This is a genomic window from Leifsonia sp. 466MF (assembly GCF_900100265.1).
Taxonomy (GTDB): Bacteria; Actinomycetota; Actinomycetes; order Actinomycetales; family Microbacteriaceae; genus Leifsonia.
This window is the reverse complement of sequence record NZ_LT629696.1, coordinates 2,488,891-2,505,694: the sequence shown is the minus strand read 5'-3', so window position 1 is coordinate 2,505,694 and position 16,804 is coordinate 2,488,891. Positions and strand designations below refer to the sequence as shown.

General features: G+C 70.6%; 17 protein-coding genes. 7 read left to right on the top strand and 10 right to left on the bottom strand.

The genetic code is table 11. From position 1 onward, the window contains the following. Nucleotides 1-8: 8 nt before the first annotated feature. Genes BLR91_RS11985 through BLR91_RS11975 form a run of 3 tightly spaced genes read right to left on the bottom strand, consistent with a single transcriptional unit; the run spans nucleotide 9 to nucleotide 2,338 of the window. Nucleotides 9-1,094: a DNA glycosylase AlkZ-like family protein gene (locus BLR91_RS11985; protein WP_089875115.1), complete on the bottom strand. Its 1,086-nt coding sequence runs from the start codon at nucleotides 1,092-1,094 to the stop codon at nucleotides 9-11. Between the two features lie 22 nt (nucleotides 1,095-1,116). Further along, on the bottom strand, nucleotides 1,117-1,827 hold the full coding sequence (locus tag BLR91_RS11980) for an alpha/beta fold hydrolase (RefSeq protein WP_089875117.1): 711 nt from the start codon (nucleotides 1,825-1,827) through the stop codon (nucleotides 1,117-1,119). A gap of 46 nt (nucleotides 1,828-1,873) precedes the next feature. Next, nucleotides 1,874-2,338, bottom strand: a complete 465-nt coding sequence (locus BLR91_RS11975; protein ID WP_089875119.1) for a DUF2000 domain-containing protein — start codon at nucleotides 2,336-2,338, stop codon at nucleotides 1,874-1,876. 103 nt (nucleotides 2,339-2,441) lie between these two features. Between BLR91_RS11975 and BLR91_RS11970 the strand changes: the two genes are divergently transcribed. The 4 genes from BLR91_RS11970 (at nucleotide 2,442) to BLR91_RS11955 (ending at nucleotide 9,171) form a co-directional block, all read left to right on the top strand. Further along, nucleotides 2,442-2,897, top strand: a complete 456-nt coding sequence (locus BLR91_RS11970; protein ID WP_089875120.1) for an Lrp/AsnC family transcriptional regulator — start codon at nucleotides 2,442-2,444, stop codon at nucleotides 2,895-2,897. Between the two features lie 56 nt (nucleotides 2,898-2,953). Continuing rightward, nucleotides 2,954-3,772, top strand: a complete 819-nt coding sequence (locus tag BLR91_RS11965) for an aldo/keto reductase (protein WP_089875121.1) — start codon at nucleotides 2,954-2,956, stop codon at nucleotides 3,770-3,772. A 110-nt stretch (nucleotides 3,773-3,882) separates the two neighbouring features. Beyond that, a complete protein-coding gene (locus tag BLR91_RS11960) occupies nucleotides 3,883-6,429 on the top strand; it encodes an ATP-dependent Clp protease ATP-binding subunit (protein ID WP_089875123.1) in 2,547 nt (848 codons plus the stop codon). 264 nt (nucleotides 6,430-6,693) lie between these two features. Further along, complete coding sequence (locus tag BLR91_RS11955; protein ID WP_089875124.1) at nucleotides 6,694-9,171, top strand: transglycosylase domain-containing protein; 2,478 nt, start codon at nucleotides 6,694-6,696, stop codon at nucleotides 9,169-9,171. Between the two features lie 33 nt (nucleotides 9,172-9,204). On the opposite strand, the gene BLR91_RS11950 is transcribed toward BLR91_RS11955, so the two are convergent. The 4 genes from BLR91_RS11950 to BLR91_RS11935 all read right to left on the bottom strand — a co-directional run bounded on the left by BLR91_RS11950 (nucleotide 9,205) and on the right by BLR91_RS11935 (nucleotide 12,532). Further along, the gene (locus BLR91_RS11950; RefSeq protein WP_089875126.1) at nucleotides 9,205-10,134 is read right to left on the bottom strand and encodes a 3-methyladenine DNA glycosylase; all 930 of its coding nucleotides are present in this window, start codon (nucleotides 10,132-10,134) and stop codon (nucleotides 9,205-9,207) included. Continuing rightward, nucleotides 10,131-10,739 (bottom strand): HD domain-containing protein, encoded by a 609-nt coding sequence (locus BLR91_RS11945; RefSeq protein WP_089875128.1) that lies wholly within the window; start codon nucleotides 10,737-10,739, stop codon nucleotides 10,131-10,133. The genes BLR91_RS11950 and BLR91_RS11945 overlap by 4 nt, the downstream gene beginning before the upstream one ends. A 366-nt stretch (nucleotides 10,740-11,105) precedes the next feature. Beyond that, a complete protein-coding gene (locus BLR91_RS11940) occupies nucleotides 11,106-12,137 on the bottom strand; it encodes a zinc-dependent alcohol dehydrogenase family protein (protein ID WP_089875130.1) in 1,032 nt (343 codons plus the stop codon). Further along, nucleotides 12,134-12,532, bottom strand: coding sequence for a (deoxy)nucleoside triphosphate pyrophosphohydrolase (locus tag BLR91_RS11935; RefSeq protein WP_231918895.1), 399 nt, complete (start codon nucleotides 12,530-12,532; stop codon nucleotides 12,134-12,136). The genes BLR91_RS11940 and BLR91_RS11935 overlap by 4 nt, the downstream gene beginning before the upstream one ends. A 53-nt stretch (nucleotides 12,533-12,585) precedes the next feature. Between BLR91_RS11935 and BLR91_RS11930 the strand changes: the two genes are divergently transcribed. Beyond that, nucleotides 12,586-13,278 (top strand): DUF1345 domain-containing protein, encoded by a 693-nt coding sequence (locus BLR91_RS11930; RefSeq protein ID WP_089875134.1) that lies wholly within the window; start codon nucleotides 12,586-12,588, stop codon nucleotides 13,276-13,278. Between the two features lie 2 nt (nucleotides 13,279-13,280). On the opposite strand, the gene BLR91_RS11925 is transcribed toward BLR91_RS11930, so the two are convergent. Beyond that, a complete protein-coding gene (locus BLR91_RS11925) occupies nucleotides 13,281-13,580 on the bottom strand; it encodes a DUF1905 domain-containing protein (RefSeq protein WP_089875136.1) in 300 nt (99 codons plus the stop codon). Nucleotides 13,581-13,645: 65 nt separating this feature from the next. Here BLR91_RS11925 and BLR91_RS11920 point away from each other — a divergent pair, with 65 nt between their 5' ends. Together BLR91_RS11920 and BLR91_RS11915 are read left to right on the top strand one after the other, a co-directional pair. Continuing rightward, nucleotides 13,646-14,032, top strand: a complete 387-nt coding sequence (locus BLR91_RS11920; RefSeq protein ID WP_018190291.1) for a DUF7144 family membrane protein — start codon at nucleotides 13,646-13,648, stop codon at nucleotides 14,030-14,032. A 66-nt stretch (nucleotides 14,033-14,098) separates the two neighbouring features. After that, complete coding sequence (locus BLR91_RS11915) at nucleotides 14,099-14,725, top strand: hypothetical protein (RefSeq protein ID WP_018190292.1); 627 nt, start codon at nucleotides 14,099-14,101, stop codon at nucleotides 14,723-14,725. Here BLR91_RS11915 and BLR91_RS11910 read toward each other — a convergent pair. Next, nucleotides 14,719-16,176, bottom strand: a complete 1,458-nt coding sequence (locus BLR91_RS11910; RefSeq protein ID WP_172823210.1) for a lipase maturation factor family protein — start codon at nucleotides 16,174-16,176, stop codon at nucleotides 14,719-14,721. The two genes, BLR91_RS11915 and BLR91_RS11910, sit on opposite strands and share 7 nt — an antisense overlap. Nucleotides 16,177-16,246: 70 nt before the next feature. Then, nucleotides 16,247-16,789 carry a cysteine hydrolase family protein gene (locus BLR91_RS11905; RefSeq protein WP_089875140.1) on the bottom strand — a complete coding sequence of 181 codons (543 nt, stop codon included), beginning with the start codon at nucleotides 16,787-16,789 and terminating at the stop codon, nucleotides 16,247-16,249. Nucleotides 16,790-16,804: the final 15 nt, after the last annotated feature.

Below are 16,804 nucleotides of genomic sequence, written 5' to 3'. Positions count from 1 at the left end.
CCGGGCGGTCAGTCTCGGGTGACCGTCAGCCCCAGCCACGCGGCCAGGTCGTCGATCGCGGCATCGACGGCGTCGCGTGTGCTGGGGCCGAACGGCTCGTCCTCGTGGACCGCGGCGACGCGCAGCACTCCGGCCTTCCGGTCCGCCACGGCGTCGAGCTTACCGACCAGGCGGTCCTCGTGCAGGATCGGCAACGCGAAGTAGCCCCAGCGGCGCTTCGCGGCCGGTTTGTACATCTCCAGCAGGTACTCGAACCCGAACAGCTCCTGCGACCGCACCCGGTCGTGGATGAGCCGATCGAAGGGCGACAGCAGCGCCGTGCGGCCGGCGAACGGGTGGCCGACAGCGGCGGGATCGACCCGCCACTCGCGGTCGCTGCCCTCGACGCGCACGGGGACGCCCGCGTCTCCGACGAGCTGCGGACGGGCGATGCCGAGGGCGCGCAGGCGGCGCTCATCGCGCAGCCGGGTTGCCTCCGGTTCCGGGACGACCTCGATGCCGGTCGGGTACACCCGTTCGGCGAGGTCCCACGTGCGCTGGCGGCCGATCCGCCCGGCGACGGCGACCTCGCCCAGACCCTGCAGCAGTTCCAGCATGTGGGTGACGTTCTTCTCGTGCGTCCATCCACTCGACTGCCAGGGCACCTCCGCCGTGTCCGGGATGTCCTTCGAGAGCAGCGGACCCGCGTCGCGCAGCCGGTCGAGCACGTCGCGCCGGAACCTCGGGTTCGCTTCGAGCCACGCCCGCCACCCGCGGTGGATGGGACCGGCCGCCATCCGGTCCAGGTTCAGCCCGAGATCGGTCACCGGGCGGACCATGGCGAACGGAGGCTGCACAGGGTCGTCCTGCGCCTTCAGTTCGTACAGGGTGCGGTCGTGCTCGACCGCCTCGGCGAGCTGCTCCGGTCGATACGACGCCCCGAGTCGCGTGAAGGCGATCAGGTCCGCACTCGGGGCGATGGCGGCGGTCGGGTCGAGCTGCAGGAAGGTCAGGTGCTCGACCAGCGGGACGAGGCCGACCGGCCGTTCGGCGTCGAGCCGTTGCGCGCGCACCGCGATGCGGCGCGCCTCGTCGCGATCCAGCATCTCCGTCATGGCTACGGCGATCTCGCAGCGCTCAGCGGTCCGCGAGCTCTGCCAGGAGCGCGCCCAGCTCCGACGGCCGGGTGAACATCGGCCAGTGCCCGGTCGGCAGCTCCACCACGTCCCAGCGCTCAAGGCGCCCGACCTCGGCAACGGCCGGCTCGCCGCCGTCGAGCCACGAGCGCAGGTCGGCGGGCGTGAACTCGCACGCGACGATGGTGGCCGGCACCGCGCGCCGGCGGGAGTCGTCGGCGAGCTCGATCGGACCGGCGACGACATCGGCCGGTTCCGGCACGGCGATCCGGCGGAACTCGTCGCGCTGCTCGTCGGTCAGGTCGATGAGGTCGGCATCCTCGAAGTCCTCCCAGTCGGGAAGCTCGACCTGGCCGTCGGCCGCCGGCAGGTCGGGTGCGACGGACCCGCCGGGCCCGAGCGGCCAGGAGTCGACGTACACCGTGCGCGCAACGCGATCCGGACGTTCGCCGGTGGCCGCATAGGCCAGGGGGCCGCCGCCGGAATGACCGACGAGCACCACATCCCGCTCGTCGCCGCCCAGCTCGTCGATGGCGCGCACGATCGCATCCACATGGTCGCGCACACGGATGCGGCTGCGGTCGGTGTCGCGCGACTCGAGGCCGGGAAGCGTGAGCGGATGCGCCGTATGGCCCGCGCTCTCGATGGCCGGGATCACCTCCCGCCACGCGTCGGCGCCGAGCCAGAAACCGGGGACGAGAACCATCTGCATGGGGCGACGCTACCGCGGGGCACCGACATCGGGCAGGGGCGCGCACTCAGAGCAGGGCGAGCCGCCCTACGATCTTGTCGACGCGGTTTCGGGGACCCACCACGCTCACCGCGTAGCAGGGGAGGGCGTCGGATGCTGTCCCGGCGACCGTCTCGAGGTATTCGTCGTAGACCCGCGTCAGCTGCGCGGCGGCGGGCATGTCCGCAACGAAGACGCCCTCCGATGCGGCCGCCTTCGCCCGGATCGCCGCCAGCTGCTCACCGCTCGCGCGAAGCACCGAGCATCCCGCCCACGGGAGCCCGGGATGCGTGCTGCCGTCCGCATCCACCGCGTCCGGTCCGAGCAGCCCGGTGACGCCCGCAGCCGTCGCCGCTGCGGTGCAGATCGCCGCGTTGGCCGCGATGCCCGTCGGAAGGGACTCGTCGACGACGACGACCCACTTCAGGCGCGCCGCGCGCGTGGGCGCCGCCGTGTCCACCTCGTCGGGCAGGAAGCCGACCTGATCCGCCATTCGTAGTCCTCTCGTTCGGTGAGATGGGGTCGAAGCTACAGAATCCGAGGAGACAGCGCTTGAACCCCGAACTTCGTTCGGCGCGTGCTCTATCCTGGGCGTCATGGACGAACTTGATCGGGCGATCCTGCGCGAACTGCAGTCGGATGCACGGAAGAGCAATCGCGACGTCGCCGCGGCCGTCGGCGTCTCGCCGAGCACCGCGCTGGAACGGACGCGGGCGCTCCGGCGGAAGGGAATCATCCGCGGGGCGGTGCTGGATGTCGACCTCGCATCCATCGGCCGGCCCGTTCAGGCGCTCATCGCTGTGCGCATCCGCCCGCCGTCCCGGCCGGTCATCGAGGGGTTTCGCGACTGGGTGGCCTCACTTCCCGAGACCCTCGGCGTCTTCGTCACGAGCGGCAACGAGGACTTCATCGTCCACGTCGCCGTCGCCGACAACGAGAGCCTGTACGCGTTCGTGATCGACCGGCTGACGCAGCGCCGGGAGATCGCCGATGTGCGCACCAGCGTCGTCTACGAGCACCTGCGCAACGGGAGCCCGGAGCCGGTGGACTGATCCCGCGCGCGGGCTACGATGTGCGGCACCGCATCCTTCCGAGAGAGGAACAACGCATGCCCGCACTCACCGACACCTTCACCCTGTCGAACGGCGTCACCATCCCGAAGATCGGGTTCGGCACCTGGCAGATCCCGGACGGCTCCGAGACGTACGACTCGGTCCGCACCGCTCTCGACGCGGGCTACCGGCACATCGACACCGCGCGCGCCTACGGCAACGAGGCCAGCGTCGGCCGCGCGGTCCGCGACAGCGGCATCCCGCGCGAAGAGCTCTTCATCACCACCAAGTGCCCCGCCGAGGTCAAGGATGCGGACGGCGCCCGGCACGCCTTCGACCGGTCCACCGCGCTGCTCGACCTCGGCCCGATCGACCTCTATCTCATCCACGCGCCGTGGCCGTGGAACGCCATCGGCAGCGACCACCGGGCGGGCAATATCGAGGTGTGGAAGGTCTTCGAGGAGCTCTACGAGCAGGGGCGCACCCGCTCGATCGGCGTCAGCAACTTCGAAGTCGCCGACCTCGAGTCGCTGATCGACGCCACCGAGGTGGTGCCGCACGCGAACCAGATCCGCTGGTTCGTCGGGAACACCCAGCCCGAGACGACGGCGTACAGCAAGGAGCACGACATCCTCGTCGAGGGCTACTCGCCGCTCGCGACCGGGCGCCTGCTCGACAACCGCGACATCAAGGAGATCGCCGACAAGTACGGCAAGTCGGTGGCCCAGGTGAGCATCCGCTACCTGCTGCAGAAGGACATCCTGCCGCTGCCGAAGTCGACGACGCCCGAGCGCATCCGCGAGAACGCCGACGTCGACTTCGAGCTGTCGGCGGAGGATGCGGCCGCGCTCGACGCCCTCGATTCGGGTGAGTGACGGGTCGGGAGGCTTCGGGGCATGACGGAATCGGGCACACGGGAATAAGGCCGCCCCTCCTGCGTTGGACTTGAGTGCACAAGGCTCAACTTTCAGAAACAGGAGAACACGTGCCTGAGAACTTCACTCCCGACGGTGACGGCGCCAACTCGTTCGACGAGTTCCTCGCCCGGTACCTCGCGGGTGAGCGTGCGCGTAACGCACGCTCCATCGACATCAGCCGCTTCCTCAGTCGGCGTACCCAGGAGATCCTGGCGGAGGCCGGACGGTTCGCGCTGCAGCACGGCCACAGCGAGCTCGACGCGCTGCACGTTCTGCGCGTGATGGCCGAGCAGGAGCCGGCCGCCGACGCCATGCGCCGCATCGGCGTCGACCCCTCCCGGGTGGCCGAGGCCGCCGAGTCGCGCCTGCCCGCTGCGGGCGACGTGATCCAGGCGGACGGCGCATCCATCACCGGGCCGCTCCAGCGTGCCCTCTTCCACGCGTACCAGGTGGCGCAGGCCTCCGGTTCGACCTACATCGACCCCGAGCACGTCTTCTTCGCGCTCGTGATCGGGCGGGACGCCCCGGCCGGTCGCGTGCTGCAGGCCGCCGGCGTGACGCCGGAGGCCCTGACCGAGGCGATGCGTCAGAGCACCACCGTCGGCGCCGGCCAGCCGGGCGACGCGGACGCCGCGCAGGACGACTCGCAGACCCCGATGCTCGACCAGTTCGGCACCGACCTGACCGCGCTCGCCCGCGACGGCAAGCTCGACCCGGTGATCGGACGCCTGGACGAGATCGAGCAGACCGTCGAGATCCTCTCCCGCCGCACCAAGAACAACCCGGTGCTGGTCGGTGAGGCCGGCGTCGGCAAGACGGCGATCGTCGAGGGCCTCGCCCGCGCGATCGTCTCCGGCGACGTGCCCGAGCAGCTGCAGGAAAAGAAGGTCGTCTCGCTCGACCTGGCCGGCATGGTCGCGGGGACCCGGTACCGCGGCGACTTCGAAGAGCGGCTCACCAAGCTCATGGACGAGATCAGCGACGGCAAGGACGAGCTGATCGTGTTCATCGACGAGCTGCACACCGTGGTCGGCGCGGGAGGGTCCGGCGAGTCCGGCGGGATGGACGCGGGCAACATCCTGAAGCCCCGCCTGGCCCGCGGCGACCTGCACCTGGTCGGCGCGACGACGCTCAAGGAGTACCGCCGCATCGAGAAGGACCCGGCGCTCGAGCGCCGGTTCCAGCCGGTGACCGTCGGCGAGCCGTCGGTGGAGGACGCGGTCCTCATCCTCGACGGCCTCCGTGCCGCGTACGAGGAGCACCACGGCGTGACCTACACGGCCGACGCGATCCGCGCCGCCGTGGAGCTCTCCGACCGGTACATCTCCGACCGCTTCCTGCCCGACAAGGCCATCGACCTGATCGACCAGGCCGGAGCGCGTCTGCGCCTGTCGCTGGGCAAGCGCGTCGACACGTCCGCTCTGATGGAGCGCCTGGCCACGCTGGAGTCCGAGAAGAACTCCGCCGTCGCGGCCGAGCACTACGAGGAGGCGTCGCGTCTGCGTGACGAGATCGAGGCCGTGCAGCGTTCGCTGGACGAGCTCGGTTCCGCCCCGCGGGTCGAGGCCGTCGTCGGCGAGCCCGAGATCGCGGCCATCGTGTCCCGGTCGACCGGCATCCCGGTGTCGCGCATCGGTGAGGCCGACCGTGAGCGCCTCGCGCGTCTCGAGTCGGAGCTGCACCACCGCGTGATCGGTCAGGACGACGCGGTCGTCGCGGTCGCGAAGGCCGTCCGCCGCAACCGCACCGGCCTCGGTGACGAGCGCCGCCCGGTCGGCAGCTTCCTCTTCCTCGGCCCGACGGGCGTGGGGAAGACCGAGCTGGCGAAGTCGCTCGCGTCGTCGCTGTTCGGCGACGAGAAGGCGATGCTGCGCTTCGACATGAGCGAGTTCGGCGAGCGCCACACGGTCGCGCGTCTGGTCGGCGCCCCTCCCGGGTACGTCGGCTACGACGAGGCCGGTCAGCTGACCGAGCGCGTGCGCCGCAACCCGTACTCGGTGGTGCTGTTCGACGAGATCGAGAAGGCCCACCCGGACGTGTTCAACCTGCTGCTGCAGGTGCTCGACGACGGCCGCCTTACCGACGGCCAAGGCCGGACGGTCGACTTCCGGAACACGGTCGTCATCATGACCTCCAACCTGGGCTCGGAGTTCCTGGCGTCGCGGAGCGGCGCGCTCGGCTTCGTCCCGGCCGGCTCGGACGGCTTCTCCTCGGAAAAGGACATCCGCGACCGGGTCATGGGCAAGCTGCGCGAGGCCATGCGCCCCGAGTTCCTGAACCGCATCGACGAGATCGTGCTGTTCCGGAAGCTGGATGCCGAGCAGCTCCGCGACATCGTCCGCCTGCTGCTCACCGCGACGGCCTCCCGGCTGTCCGCCCGCGACATCGCCTTCGAGGCGACGGATGCGGCAGTCGCCTGGATCGCCGACGCCGGCTACGAGCCGGAGTACGGCGCCCGCCCGCTCCGCCGCGTCATCCAGCGCGAGGTCGACGACCGCATCGCCGAGCTCATGGTCAGCGGCGAGCTCTCCGAGGGCGGCCGTGTGATCGTGGACGCCGAGGCCGGCGACCTGCGGGTCGCCGCGGCTCCTGCGGCACTCCCGCTCGCGGCGTAACCGCCCCGCACCTCCCACCGAAGCGCCGGTCCTGTTCGCAGGGCCGGCGCTTCGTGCGTCCGCCGCCACGCATCCGTGGGTCGCAACACGCCGTAATGCGCGCGCCGTAACGGCGTGTTGCGACCCACGGATCCGGAGGCGGGCGCGGTAACGGCGTGTCGCGACCCACCGGGCGGGGCGGGATGTGCGCATCCTGAACGTCTCCAAAGCGACGCACACCCAAACCCCTGGACTCATCCAGGGTCGGCTGGTTTGTTGGAGGGCGTGCCCGCATCCGATCGACCCCGCAATCCCCGCCTGGCCGCCATCGACGAGCGGCTGGAGCCCGTCAAGCGCTTCGAGCTGAAGCCCGCGCGCACCCGCGGCGGGCTCATCGCGCAGTTCCTCGGTCTCGCGCTCGTCGCAGCCGTGCTCAGCTCCCTGTTCGTGCTGCCCGGTTTCCTGGGAATCGGCGTGGCGGCGGCGGCCGGCGCCAGCGACTTCAACGCGCTCCCGGCGGACCTGCACATCCAGCAGTTCGCGCAGAACTCGACGGTGTACGCGAAGCAGGGCGGTCAGGATGTGCCGATCGCCACGTTCTACGCCCAGAACAGGCAGGACGTCACCTGGGACCAGATCGCCCAGACGGTGAAGGATGCGACCGTCTCGGCCGAGGACCCCCGCTTCTACACCGAGGGGGCCGTCGACATCTGGGGCACCCTGCGCGGCGCCGTCTCCACGGTCGCGGGCGGTGACGTGCAGGGCGGGTCGTCGATCACGCAGCAGTACGTGAAGAACGTCGAAGTGGAGAAGTGCGAGGCGCTCACCAGCCAGAAGAAGGTGCAGGCCTGCTACGCCGACGCCGCCGGAGTGACCCTTCAGCGCAAGGTGCAGGAGATGCGCTACGCGGTCGAGGTGGAGAAGACCTACACCAAGAAGGACATCCTCACCGGCTACCTCAACGTCGTCGGCTTCGGCGGCCAGGTGTATGGCGTCCAGGCCGCTGCCCAGTACTACTTCAACACCACCGCCGCCAAGCTGGATCTGGCCCAGGCGGCGACGCTCGCAGCCATCCTGAACAACCCGGCCAACCTGCGCATCGACCAGCCGGACAGCAAGGACAACGGCGCCGCCAACGGCTACAAACTCACCAAGGAGCGGCGCGACTACGTGCTCGACCGCATGTACATCACGCACACGATCACGAAGCAGCAGCGCGACGCTGCGAAGGCCACGCCCATCCAGCCGGCGATCACGCCGACGACCCAGGGATGCGCGGCGGCGCAGCAGTACAACGCCGCGTTCTTCTGCGACTACGTGCGCGACGTGATCCTCACCGACCCCGCGTACGGCGCGACGGCGGACGATCGCTGGCAGACCCTCAACCGCGGTGGCCTGAAGATCTACACCACCCTCAACCTCGACCTGCAGCAGGTGGCGCAGGCCTCCCTCAGCAAGTACATCCCGGGCTCCCGTCCGGGCATCGACCTGGGCGCGAGCAACGTGGCGCTGGAGCTGGGCACCGGCCGCATCGTGACCATGGTGCAGAACCGCAGCTTCAACAACACCGACACACCCATCGACGGCACGACGGCCGTGAACTACAACACCGACGAGGACTACGGCGGATCGCAGGGCTTCCAGACCGGGTCGACGTTCAAAGCCTTCGACCTCGCGGCATGGCTGGAGGCCGGCCACAGCCTCTACGAGACGGTGAACGCCTCGCAGCACGTCTTCCCGACCTCCGACTTCACCAACACCTGCGCGAACATCGACGGCCCCGACTGGCCGGTGACCAACGACGAGGGATCGGCCAGCCGGCTCTCGGTGATGGCCGCGACCGCCGAATCGGTCAACACCGCCTTCGCCGAGATGGGCACGAAGGTCGACCTGTGCTCGATCGTGAACGCGGCGAAGGGGCTCGGCGTGCATCCCGCCTCGAAGAGCAACCCGTGGGTGCAGACGCCGTCGATGATCCTCGGGACGAACTACATCTCGCCTCTGACGATGGCCACCGCCTACGCGGGCATCGCCAACAACGGCGTGGTCTGCACGCCCGTGGCGATCGACCGGGTGGTGAACGCCGACGGCAGCGACCACAAGGTCAGCAAGACCACCTGCACGCAGGGCCTCAAGCCGGAGATCGCGGCGGGCGTGACCTACGCGCTGGAGGGCGTCATCAAGGGCGGAGGGACGGCGGCGAGCGCCAACCCGTACGACGACATCCCGATCATGGCCAAGACCGGCACCACCGACGACTCCCTGGAGAACTGGCTCATCACATCCACCACCAAGGTCGCGACGGCCACGTGGGTCGGGAACGTCTCGGGCTCGACGCCCCTCCGCTCGCTGTATTTCAAGGGCATCGGAGGGGGCAACGTGAAGTTCTCGATCGCCAAGCCGATCCTGAAGGCCCTGAACGCGGCGTACGGCGGCGGCGACTTCACCGAGCCGACGGACGCCGTGCTCTACGGCGACCAGATCACGATGCCGGATGTGACGGGCAAGGCCCCGGACGTCGCGCAGAAGCTGCTCGAGGGCCTCGGTCTCGACGTGACCGTCGACTCCGCGCCCGTGCCCAGCGACCAGCCGGCCGGGACGGTCGCCTCGAGCGACCCCGCCGCCGGTGCGTCGCTCGAAGACGGGGATTCGGTGACGCTCACGATCAGCAACGGGCAGGGCGCTGCCGCGACGGGCAACCCGACGCCGGGTGGCGGCAGCACACCGACGCCCACGTCGCCGGGGAAGAAGAAGGGCGGCTGAGCTGAGAACTGAGGCGCGGCCGGGTGGATGCGTTCAGCCGGCCGCGCGCGCGGGGTCGGGCGCGGCCTCGGCCTCGTCGCCGCGCCACGCGGTGAGGATGCGGCCTCGCAGTGCATTCGAGCGCTCGGCGAACGCGCGCTGCCGCCGGACGTACTCGGCTTTGCCCTCCGCCGTCTCGATGGCGACCGGCTCCGCGCCCCACGGCCGCATGTCGTAGGGCGAGGCCTGCATGTCGAGAAGCCGGATGTCGCGGGCCAGCTCGAACGCATCGAGCAGCAGCTCACCGGGCACCAGCGGGCCGAGCTTCATCGCCCACTTGTAGACGTCCATCCCGGCATGCAGGCATCCCGGCTGTTCCAGCTCCGGCTGCGTCTCGCGCGTTGGCGCGAATCGGTTGAGCGGTACCGCGTCCGGAGTGAAGAACCGGAACGCGTCGATGTGGGTGCAGCGCAGCTCGTGCGACTCCACCACCGCATCCGTCGCATCCTGACCGAGACGCAACGGCACGGGATGCCGGTGCTCGTCCTGCCGGTAGACCATCGCCCACTCGTGCAGACCGAAGCAGCCGAACCGTCCCGGCCGCGCGGCCGTCGAGCGGAGGATGCGCTCGACGCCGCGCAGCAGTGTCGCCTTCTCGTGCTCCAGGCCGACGCGGTCGACGACGAGTGAGCCGGGCATGGACCCGGCTGTGTACCAGCGCCAGGCGGCACGCGGATCCTGGTCCGCTCCCTCCAGCTCGACGCCCGGGCCCGGATGCCAGCGGCGCAGTTGCGCCGGCGCGTACGAGTAGTACGTGAACAGGAAGTCCCACACCGGGTGCTTCTCGCCGCGTGCCGCCCGTTCGCGGTGCGCGGCCGTCAGCGCGTCGGCGCGCTCGATGTGCGCCTGCTCGCGCGAACGCCACTCCGACTCCGCCAGCCGGGTGGGCGCCAGCGTCGGGCGCTCGGCGAGGGAGAGGGTCACCCTTCGAGGATACGTTCCAGCGGGTTGTCGCGGAGCTTCCGCTGCACCCCGCCGTCGACGAGCCGGCGGGCCGACGTGTCCGGCTTGCGCTCGGCCTGGTCGACGACGCACGAGCCGAACTCGGCGGCCAGCTCCAGCCGCGGGTACGCGGTCACCACCTCGCGGAGGAACTCCGGGGGAAGCTCACTGTGGCGCGCCCCGGAGATGTCGAGGGCGGTCGCGATCTCGAGCAGGTGCCCCTCGACATCCATCGCCGGGTCGACCTCCGGCCAGTTGTGCCGCACGATGACCTCATGGGCGCGCACGCGGCGGTCGGCAGGCCATCCCGCGCCCGCGGTGAGGGCGATGGCGACGTGACCGGCCGCATCCTCGTAGGCGAGCGTGTTGTTGTCGAATTCCGGCGCGATGCCGAGATCGTGGAGCAGCGCCGACACGTAGAGCAGCTCGTGATCGGGCTCGAACCCGCGCACAGCGGCGAACGCCTCCGCCCACAGCCACGACCGCTGCACGTGGTTCAGCAGCGAGGGCGTGTGGTATTCGGTCGCGATCTCGAGGGCCGCGCGGGAGGCGTTGGTGTCGGGGCGGGGGAAGTCGGCGATGCGCATGTGCTCATCCTGCCGGATGGGAGGGGGATGCGGGCTGGCGGGCGTAGCGGGGTCGCTCCGGCTCGACGGATTCGCCGTCCGGATGCTCCGCGGAAACGGAGGCGATTCCGCGTTCTTCGGCCTCCCAGCGCCTCCGTTTCCCGCCTGAACGGGCGGGGTGAAGCCGGATCGCCTCCGTTCCCGTCCGCGCGGTGGACCGGTTCCGGAGGCGGGGACGGCCGCGGGGACGGCGGCCGCGGGTCGTGGGAAACGGAGGGGATCCCGCGGGACACGCCGGGCGGACGCGGGAAAGGGAGGACGCAGGCGGCTGCGGGCCGCTCGGCTCCTCCCTTTCCTGCGGGCAGGCCGTGCGGAGCCGCCGCCGCGTCAGCCCGCGGGGTGAAGCACCGCGATGCCGGTCGGCGGCGCGGTGTCCGCCGTTTCGAGCAGGTGCGCGGCCTCGGCGAAGCCGACGGCACCGCCGACCAGCTGCTGCGGGGTCAGACGGCCCGCGGCCACCAGGTCGAGCATCTCGGGGTAGGCGGCTGCGGCCATGCCGTGGCTGCCGAGGATCTCGAGCTCCCATCCGATGACGCGATCCAGCGGGAGCTCGGGCACGGCGGCGGCCAGCAGCCCGACCTGCACATGACGGCCGAGGCGGCGCAGCGAGCGGATGGCGGTCGTCGCGGTGTCGGGGGAGCCGACCGCGTCGATCGTGGCGTGCGCACCTCCGCCGGTGAGGTCGCGCACGCGGTCGGCGGTGTCCGCGGCGGCGACGACCGTGTGCTCCGCTCCGAGACGCGCGGCCAGGTCCAGGGCGGCGGGGGAGCGGTCCACGGCCACCACCCGCGCGCCGAGCGCCGAGGCGACCATGACCGCGCTCAGGCCGACGCCGCCCGCGCCGTAGACCGCGAGCCACTCCCCAGGCTGGATGCGCGCCCGAGCTGTCACCGCTCGGTACGCCGTGGCGAACCGGCAGCCCAGGCTCGCGGCGGCGTCGGCGGAGAGGCCGTCCGGCACGCGCACCAGGTTGGTGTCGGCGGCGCGCACGGCGACGAGCTCGGCGTGCGATCCCCAGTGGGTGAAGCCGGGCTGCGTCTGCTCCGGGCACACCTGCGCCTGCCCGGCGCGACACCATTCGCACTCGCCGCATCCGTTGACGAAGGGAGCCGTGACCCGGTCGCCCGGCCGCCAGCGCGAGACACCGCTGCCGACCGCCTCGACGACGCCCGCGAACTCGTGACCGGGGACGTGCGGCAGGGCGACCGAGTCGTCGTGGCCCGCCCACGCGTGCCAGTCGCTGCGGCAGAGACCGGACGCTTCGACCCGGATGACGGCACCGCCGTCGGGGACGGCCGGGTCGGCAAGCTCCGCGACCTCCACCGGCCCGCCGAAGCGTTCGTAGTACAGGGCTCTCACGTGACCTCCCGGGTCAGTACGGCGACGGCGGCGAGGTCCGCCTCCGCCCAGTCGAGCTCGCCGAGACGCTCGATGGGCATCCAGCGCAGTTCGTCGTGATCGGTGCTCGCGACCGGTGCGTCCCCGTCGAGCCGGCAGTCGAAGCAGGCGAGGTCGATCGCGCGGCCGCCTGCGCGCGCGGTCACCGTGCGGTCGAGCAGCGCACCGACGTGGATGCGCACCCCGAGTTCCTCCGCGATCTCCCGCGCGAGCGCGGCCTCCGGCGACTCTCCGCTCTCGACCTTGCCGCCCGGGAACTCCCAGCGTCCGGCGGCATCCTTCCCGGGCGCCCGACGGCAGGCCAGAACGCGGTCACCGTCGCGGACGACGGCCGCGACGACGATGAGAGGCTGCACCACTCCATCCTGCCCTGCGCAGCGATAGAGGATGGCACCGCTAGCATCCAGGTATGTCGCAGAGCGCGCCCGTGCGGCGGCCGTGGGTCGTCCTCGGCCTGGCCGCGAGCCTCCTGGCCCAGCTGGCGATGATCGTCGTGGGTGTCTGGCTCGTCGTGCTCGCCGAGGACGATGCCACGACGCTCGAGCTCCTCGCGACCTGGTGCGGCATCGGGACGATCTACCTCATCGTCGTGCTCATCGTGCTCGGACGTGTCGCGCGACGCCCCGCCCCTCCCGGCGGTCGCCCGGCCCGCTGGGAGACCGGACGTCTCGCTCGTGTCGTGTCGATGACGGCCACGATCCTCTCGAGTCTGATCGGGCTGGCTGCCGCGATCCAGGTGCTCGCGCTCCACAACGACCCGCAGATCGGGTCGGTCACCGACTTCGTCGGCGTCTGGTCGATGCTGCTCGCCTGGGGGTTCCTGCACTGGGGCTTCTCGCAGATCTATTACCAGCGCTACTTCGCCGCCGCGGAGCCGATGCTGCGGTTCCCGCACCCCGACGGCACCCCGGCGCCGGTGCCGCGGTTCGTCGACTTCGTGTACTTCGCCTTCACCATCGGCACGACGTTCGCGGCATCCGACGTGGAGGTGCTCAGCACCCGGATGCGCTGGACCATCGTCTGGCACTCGGTGCTGAGCTACTTCTTCAACGGGCTGATCATCGTGCTCGCGCTGAACACGATCATGTCCGGCGCGCGGTAGCGCTAGAGCAGCGTCTCGACGCCGATCCGCACCCGGTCGCCGAGCTTCACGCCCTCCGCCCGCCGCACGGCGCTCTTGATCGGCACGACGTACGTGCCGTCCGCCTGCGGGAAGATCGACGTCGACCAGCGCGAGCCGCCCAGCGTCACCGACACCTTGACGGAATCGAAACCGGCGGGTGGATGCGGCTGCAGCCGGATCTCCTCCGACACCTCCTCGGGCAGCTGCGCGAAGACCCACAGCTCCCGGCGGGAGGCCCAGCGGAACAGCTCCGCCTCGAACTCATAGCGATAACCGGCCATATCCGCCAAGCTACCGGTGAAGCGCCCGGGCGAGAAGAGCACTGCGGCGGAGTGGAGGGGTCGGCATGGCGGTACGTCCCGGGTCGGTCACGTTCGTGGCCGTCCTCACCTACATCAACGGCATCCTGAACGTCATCGGCGGGGTGATCCTGCTGATCACGCGCGATCAGGTGGCCGGCTCGGCGGGCGGAGGTGTCGCCGGCATCACGACGGCGGCCATCATCTCGATCCTGCTCGGCATCATCGTGATCATCGTGGCGCGCGGACTGCTGCGCGGCAGCCCCGGCGCGCGCGTCGTGGTGACGGTGGTGATGATCGTCGACATCGTGAACGGCGTCATCCTGCTCTTCTCCGGTCAGCTCGCGAGCGGGATCGTCCAGATCCTGTGGTCGCTGCTGATCATCGTGCTGCTGTTCACGCGCCGTGCGAACGGGTTCTTCACAGGCCGCTGAATCCCGCGAGCCGATCGGCCAGAATGGGAGGACGGCGTCGTACGGGCGCCGGGTTCGAGGAGTCCCATGCGCTGGCCGAAGTGGTTCCGCAGGCGTGTCGAGAAGACGACACGCACGCGTCCGTTCGACGAGCACGCCCTGCCCGAGCCGCCCGCGCCGAGCCTCGAGCAGTCCGTCGAGGAAGGCATGCTGCTCGCGGAATACGCCACGCGCATGGCGGTAAAGAACCACATCGTCGTCGACACGATCCAGTACGGCAACTCGTACGACCCGGCGATGCATGCCATGGAGGCGGCGGCGATGCTGCGCGAGCTGGCCTCCGAGCAGGGCGTCGCGGCCGGGCGGATCGAGGAGGAGCTGGAGGCGGCCGAGAAGCTGAGCGGCGACGCCGAGCACCCGCACGACTACCGCCGGGTCGATGCCGACAACCTGCGGCTGCGACGGGATGCGGCCATCCAGCTGGCGGCGGCGCTGCGGGCGAAGGCCGACTCGGAGGAGGAGCTGCTCGCCCTCGTCGAGCGCGGCCGGCAGGATGCGTGGGACGAGGTCGGGCGCGCCATCGAGGCGGGGCTGGACGCGTTCTCGGGCGCCGAGGCGCTGAAGGCCGACTACGAGCGCGAGAGGCCGGCGCGGCTCAAGCTGCTCATCTGGCGGGATCTCGCCAAACTGGAAGAGGAGCGCACCGGCTACTGACCGCTGCGCAGGCTCACCGGCGGCACCAGGTCGCCGACCTCCGACCGCACCCACACGTCGCCCGTCTCCCGCTTCTCGGCGTGCGTGCTGAAGCGGTACAGGAACATCCGGGCGCGGATCGCCCGCGGCGGCTCCCCTCCGAAGGGATCGTGCCGGAGCAGCTTCAGGGTCGGCCGGTCCGCCTCGAGCAGACGCAGCAGGAGCACCTCGAACCAGGGCGAGTCACGCGAGCCGAGCGCCAGGAACCACATCAGCCAGTCGAGCCGCAGGTGGTACGGCGCGAACTGGCGGGGGATGCGGTGCACGTCGCCGGGTTTGCCCTTGAAGGCGTACTCCAGCCAGCGCGCCTCCGGGTCGCCCGGGTCGTCGGTCGTTCCCTCGACGACCACCTCGTAGCGCTCCTTGGTGACACTGCCGAACGCGCCGTAGGCGTTCACCAGGTGCCAGCGGTTGAAGCTCGCGTTCATCAGCTGGCGGCGTGAGAACAGGTTCTTCAGTGGCGGCCAGCTCAGGACCACCAGGAACACGGTCGCCGCCACCGCCACCACGGCGTACCAGAGCGGGACGTCGGCGGCGCCGATCCCGCCGACCTCAGCTCCACCGAACAGCCACGAGAACACCGGGTCGCTGATCCCGGCGAACGCGAGCACGATCGTGATCCAGTTCAGCCACGCGAAGTTGCCGGTGAGCACCAGCCACAGCTGCGTGAGGATCATGACGCCCGCGGCGACGCTCGCGACCGGCTGCGGGAAGAACAGGAACCACGGGACGATCAGCTGCGCGAAGTGGTTGCCCAGCACCTCCACCCGGTGGAACCACTTCGGCAGCAGATGCGCCGAGCGGCTGAGCGGGTTCGGCATGGGCTGCGTCTCGTGGTGGTAGTACAGCGCGGTGAGGTCGCGCCACGACCGGTCGCCGCGCATCTTGATCATCCCGGCGCCGAACTCCAGCCGGAACACCAGCCAGCGGATGAAGAAGACGATCGTGATCGGGGGAGCGGTGTCCCACGCGCCGAGGAAGGCGACGATGAACCCCGCCTCGCAGAGCAGGCTCTCCCAGCCGAAGCCGTAGAACGTCTGCCCGATGTTCACGATCGAGAGGTAGAGGAACCACACGATCAGGAAGAGGGGGACGAAGACGTAGGTGGGCGCAAGCTGCACCACGCCCGCGACGATCAGCGCAGAGAGCGCCGCGCCTGTCCAGGCGACCGTGCGCAGCAGCCGGTCCGAGTAACGCCAGCGGAACAGCGTCGGCTGCTTCCGGGCGTAGGGATGTCGCAGGAAACGCCGGGCGGGCAGCAGCCCGTTGTCGCCGAGCAGGGCGGGGAACTGGTTCACCGCCGACACGAACGCCACCAGGTACAGCGCGGCGACACCGCGCTCCAGGATCTCGCGCGCGATCGTGTAGTCGTCGCCGGCCAGCCAGTCGGTCAGCCACGCGGGGAACTCCATCGACACCACCCCAGTCGTCGAACGCCCTCACCGTACGCCCGGGGCGGCGGGACGACGAGTCCCCGCCGGGTCAGAGGGGAACGGATGCCGCCTCGGCCACCCCGAACAGCTGGCCCGGGTAGCGGAGGCCGTCGAAGTACCGGTTCGCGTGCGCCACGATCTGCTCACCGGTGAGCTCCACGCCGCCCCACTCGCTGTCGGTGGTCGTGTGGGCGTCGGAGACGAGCACCACGTCGTAGCCGCGCACGGCCGCGCTCTGCGCCGTGGTCCGCACGCAGTAGTCGCTCTGCGCTCCCGTCACGACGAGGCGACCGACGTCGAGACGCTCCAGCACCTCGTCGAGGTCGGTGTCGGCGAAGGAGTCGCGATAGTGCTTCAGGATCCGGGGCTCGCCGTCGACAGGGACGAGCCCGTCGGCGAGCTGCCAGGGCTCGCTGCCCTCCTCCATACCGTCCGCCTCGTGCTGCACCCAGACCACCGGGGTGGCGGCGGCGCGGGCGCGGTCGACGAGCTGCCGGACGCGGGAGAGCACGCCGTCAGCGTCGAAGCAGCCGGGCAGCACGCCCTTCTGGAGGTCGATGACGAGCAGGGCGGAGGGCACGGTGTCGGTCACGCCACCATCCTGCCA